5 protein-coding genes are annotated in these 4,202 nt (G+C 57.9%); all 5 read right to left on the bottom strand.

The genetic code is table 11. The features are described from left to right. Positions 1-325: 325 nt before the first annotated feature. Positions 326-1,171, bottom strand: coding sequence for a sugar phosphate isomerase/epimerase (locus tag DW870_RS09180; RefSeq protein ID WP_117877562.1), 846 nt, complete (start codon positions 1,169-1,171; stop codon positions 326-328). A gap of 111 nt (positions 1,172-1,282) precedes the next feature. After that, a complete protein-coding gene (locus DW870_RS09175; protein WP_369831513.1) occupies positions 1,283-2,107 on the bottom strand; it encodes a PTS system mannose/fructose/sorbose family transporter subunit IID in 825 nt (274 codons plus the stop codon). Then, a complete protein-coding gene (locus DW870_RS09170; RefSeq protein WP_117636066.1) occupies positions 2,097-2,870 on the bottom strand; it encodes a PTS sugar transporter subunit IIC in 774 nt (257 codons plus the stop codon). The genes DW870_RS09175 and DW870_RS09170 overlap by 11 nt, the downstream gene beginning before the upstream one ends. A gap of 292 nt (positions 2,871-3,162) precedes the next feature. Then, positions 3,163-3,645: a PTS sugar transporter subunit IIB gene (locus tag DW870_RS09165; protein ID WP_117636067.1), complete on the bottom strand. Its 483-nt coding sequence runs from the start codon at positions 3,643-3,645 to the stop codon at positions 3,163-3,165. 57 nt (positions 3,646-3,702) lie between these two features. After that, positions 3,703-4,122 carry a PTS sugar transporter subunit IIA gene (locus tag DW870_RS09160; protein ID WP_117636068.1) on the bottom strand — a complete coding sequence of 140 codons (420 nt, stop codon included), beginning with the start codon at positions 4,120-4,122 and terminating at the stop codon, positions 3,703-3,705. Between the last annotated feature and the right edge of the window lie 80 nt (positions 4,123-4,202).

Below are 4,202 nucleotides of genomic sequence, written 5' to 3'. Positions count from 1 at the left end.
TCCTCGAGGTAGCCCTCCTGGTCGAAGTGCATGATCTCGATCTTCTCGGTCTCCTTCATGTGTGTCCTCCCATCACATGTGCGCGATTCTATACATCGCGCTTCTTGCTGATACCAATTATAGCCATACGATTGCTCATTATTTAATACCAATCTAAACTCACGGAGATTTACGGCGAACGGTCGGTTTCCTCGCCCGAGTGGTATTACAACGCCATTAGTTGTCTAATTCGAGCAGCACTGCAACGAACACTCCGCAACTCGCCACCTAAAACTACGTTGCGCCAAACCCGCCCTAGTGTTTCCGGCGCAACCGCGCAGTTCGGTTATTCGGCTTCCATCTCTGCTATCACACGACGATACATATCGATAACCTGAGTTGTCGCCTTAGACGGATCCTGATAGTAGCGGCCGTCACACGTCTCGGCCGAGGCATAGCCCGTATAGCCGTGGCGCATGAGCGCCTCGAGGTCGGCACGCATATCGCGCTCGCCGTCGCCCCAGGCAAGATGCGTCGTGCCGCCGCCGACATCCACAAAGTGGGTGTGGACGATCTTGTCGCCCAAGACCTCAAAGTAGCCGTCGATTGTGTCGCCGGCAACTTCCATGGCGCCAAAGTCGATACAAGCCTTCAGGTTGGGACGATCGACCGCCTCGAGGATGCGCGCGACGTCCTGCGCGGTGTTGACCAGCACGGACTCCGACGGCTGTAGCGCCTCGAGCGCAACGCGAATGCCGCGCGTATCGGCATAGTCGCATACCGAACGCAGCATGGCAACGCTGCGGGCCCAGGCGTCCTCAGCCGGCTCGTCCAGATAGGCCCAACCACTCGTCACCAGAATCTGCGGCGCACCCAGCTCAACGGCAACGTCAATGACATTCTTAAAGTACGAGAGTATGCGCTTTTGGCCCGCCTCACCACGCACCGCGACATTCCACGGCTTGGGGTTGTTCTGCTCGGGGCACACGCACACGATCTTGATGCCGTACTGGGCGGCAAGATCGCGAATCTTATCCACCGAATCGTGCTCGCGGCAATCCACATACAGGTGCATCGAGCCTGTCCACAGCTCGATATTGCGATAACCCGCCTCGCCTGCAGCCTTAAAGAACGTCTCGATGCTGTAGTAACGATGGTTGATGTTCATGAGCGAAAGCTCGGGTACGGCCATAGTCCTCCCCTTTCGTACGGGCTTTTAAAAAACAGGGGGCTGCCGCACATGCGACAAGCCCCCAAAGATCGACGCAACCGTTAGACGCGATGGAAGCGCGATTTAAACATATTAGGCAAGCACGCCAAAGAAGGCACCGATGATGCCGATGACCATGGTGCAGAGAATCAGGACCATCGGGTTGATCTTCTTGGAGAGCAGCCAGTAGTAAATCCAGAAGGCGGCCATGCCGAGCATGCCGGGCATGATGCCGTCCAGGATGTCCTGGAGGGTCTGGGCGGAGTCGCCCTGACCGATGGCGACGGGCAGCGAAGCCCAGAACATGTCCTTGCTCATGGCGCCGACCACCATGACGCCGACGATGCCGACGCAGGCCATGATCTTTTGCATCAGACCGGTCTTCTGAGCCTCGTTGAGGAAGCCAATGCCTAGCTCATAACCCTTGATAGCGCCAAAGATACGAATCAGGAACGCCGGGATGTTATAGATGAGCAGGAAGGCGATGGGGCCAAAGGCGTTGCCGGCCTGGCACAGGCTGATGCCCACGGCAGCGGCAACAACGCGCAGGGTGGACAGGAAGAAGGAGTCACCCAGACCGGAAAGCGGGCCCATGAGGGCGGCCTTGATGTCGTTGACGCTCTCGGGCTCAACCTCGCCGCGAGCGACCTTCTCTTCCATGGCCATCGCGATGCCGCCCACGAAGGGAGCGAGCTGCGGGGTGATGTTGAAGAATGCGCTGTGACGGTGCAGGGCCTCGGCGTAATCGTCGGGACGGCCGGCATAGATCTTCTTGAGCATGTTGGCGACCATCAGGCAGAAGGCAATGTTCATCTGCTTGTAGTAGGTCCAGGAGAACTCCATGCCCAGAGCGCCGGTACTCAGAGAGCTCTTAATGAGGTCGGAGCGAGTAATCTGGTTCTCGGAATTAGAAGTCATCGTCCTCATCCCCTTCCACAGAAAGCTGGGGCTGGGCGCCACCAAGGCCCAGCAGGTCGAACTTGTTGATGCCGATGATGATTGCGATCAGAGCGACACCGAGGACGGGCACGTTGGCATAGGAGCACATCAGGAAGCCCAGGAAGTAGAACGGCACGAGCTGCTTGGTAAGCACCAGACGACCGAGCATTGCGAAGCCCATGGCAGGCAGGATGTTGGCTGCGACGCCAAAGCCATCAAGGACAAACGTCGGGATGAAGTCGAGCAGACCCTGAACGGCGTCAGCGCCAAGATAGAAGGAGACGGAGCACAGGAAGAAGGCCAGGGCGACAATCACAAGACCGATAACCCAGTGCATAGCGTAGATACCCTTGAGGTTACCCTTGCTGGCAAAGACGTCGGCGCGGTCGACCAGAAGGGGCATACCGGCGTTGATGACGTTCTTGATGGCCAGGCACAGGGTGGCGATGGGCATCGCGAGCGCGATAGCGGCCTCAGTGCTCTGGCCCAGCTGAATAGCGAAGGCGCAGGCGAGCACGCCGCCAATCGTCTCATCAGGTGGCACGTAAGCGCCGATGGCAATAGAACCCATGAAGAGCAGCTCGAGGCTCGCGCCGATGGCGAGGCCGGACTGCAGGTCCCCGAGGACTATGCCGACGAGCGGGCACAGAACGATCGGGCGGAACGCATAGAGCGTACCGAGCTGATAATCGAGCTTACCGAAAGCAGCGATAAGTCCGATGAGGATCGCTTGAACAAGCATTGTTCCTCCTTTTGATCCCTCTTGGATCCGGTCGGCGATTCCCGACTTGTCAGCGCGCCCTTTTCCATGCCGACAATCGCCTAGGCAGATCCAGCTTGTACCGGCGTGCTGTTAACACCTAAACCGGTACAAATGATTTCATACCAATTATATAGTCATGCAGAAACTATTTAATACCAATCGCTCAACGGGCAGGTACTTCCGGTGAACGGTAGGTGGACTACCGGGTAAAGCGTTTATCCGCTACTCCACGGATAGGGCAGCACCATGCGTGCCGCCCCGTGGTCCCAAGTTACAGGACACTCATAGCGTCGACCTTGGGGTCATCGGCCAGAGCGCGAATCTCGACCTCGACACCACGACCGACGAGCTCGCGGATTTCCTCTTCCTCGGCGGCGGTCACAAAGACCTGACGCGAAACCTGGCGGGCGTCGGGACGCTGTTCGTCCTTGGACTTGGTGTTGCCCAGGTTGATCGAGGTAATCTGCGGGCAGCCGTCGGCAAGCTGCTTGGCCTCGGCGATGCTGGCGACGCAGATGATCATCTTGTACTTATCAGTGACACCAGAGTTAATTGCCTCGATGGCGTGTTCCATGTCCTTGATGACGAGCTTGGCGTTGGCCGGCTTGCCCATCTTGAGCGTGGTCTTCCAAACGGGATCGTTGGCAACCTTGTCGCCGACGCAGAAGATGCAGTCGGAGCCCAGGCCCTGGACCCAAGAGACGGCCACCTGGCCATGAAGCAGACGATGGTCGACGCGAAGCAGTTGAATCATGATTGACCCCCAAAGGTCTCATGCCGGAAACCCGGCCCCATTAATAGCAGGCGGAGACTAGAACTCTTCCTCGTCATCCGCATCGGTCAGCAGATCGTTGACAAACTTGACGCGCGTGTCGTCAGCCGCGATTATCTCGCGGATAACCTGATCGGCGGGAGCCTCCTGGTCCGAGAACAGTAGCTGGATCAGCAGCGGCAGGTTCATGTTGGCGACAAGGTAGGTGTTGGGACGCGTCTGAACGATCTTGGTGAACTCGTTGTTGACGCTACCGCCAAACAGGTCGGTGCACACGATCACGTCATCGGCAGGGTCGATGGTCGCCAGCAGCTTTGCGGCCTCCTCGGCGACGTCGGTGCGACCGTCGACAAACATCGATAGATCGTGAACGTTATCGCGCGCGCCCGAGAGCAGCTCGGTGCTCTCTTTAATGCCGGTCGCAAAATGCGCGTGGCTGGCGAAGATGTATTGCCTCATTACAGTTTCCCCCAAATGGAATTAGTAGTCGAACTGGTGGTAGTAGCGGCGGTACTTGAGGTTGTGCTTGGTGACCAGCT

Origin of the sequence: Collinsella sp. AM38-1BH, from assembly GCF_003467545.1 — a bacterium.
Lineage (GTDB): Bacteria > Actinomycetota > Coriobacteriia > Coriobacteriales > Coriobacteriaceae > Collinsella.
The sequence above is the reverse complement of the archived record's forward strand: the minus strand, read 5'-3'. Positions and strand labels throughout refer to the sequence as shown.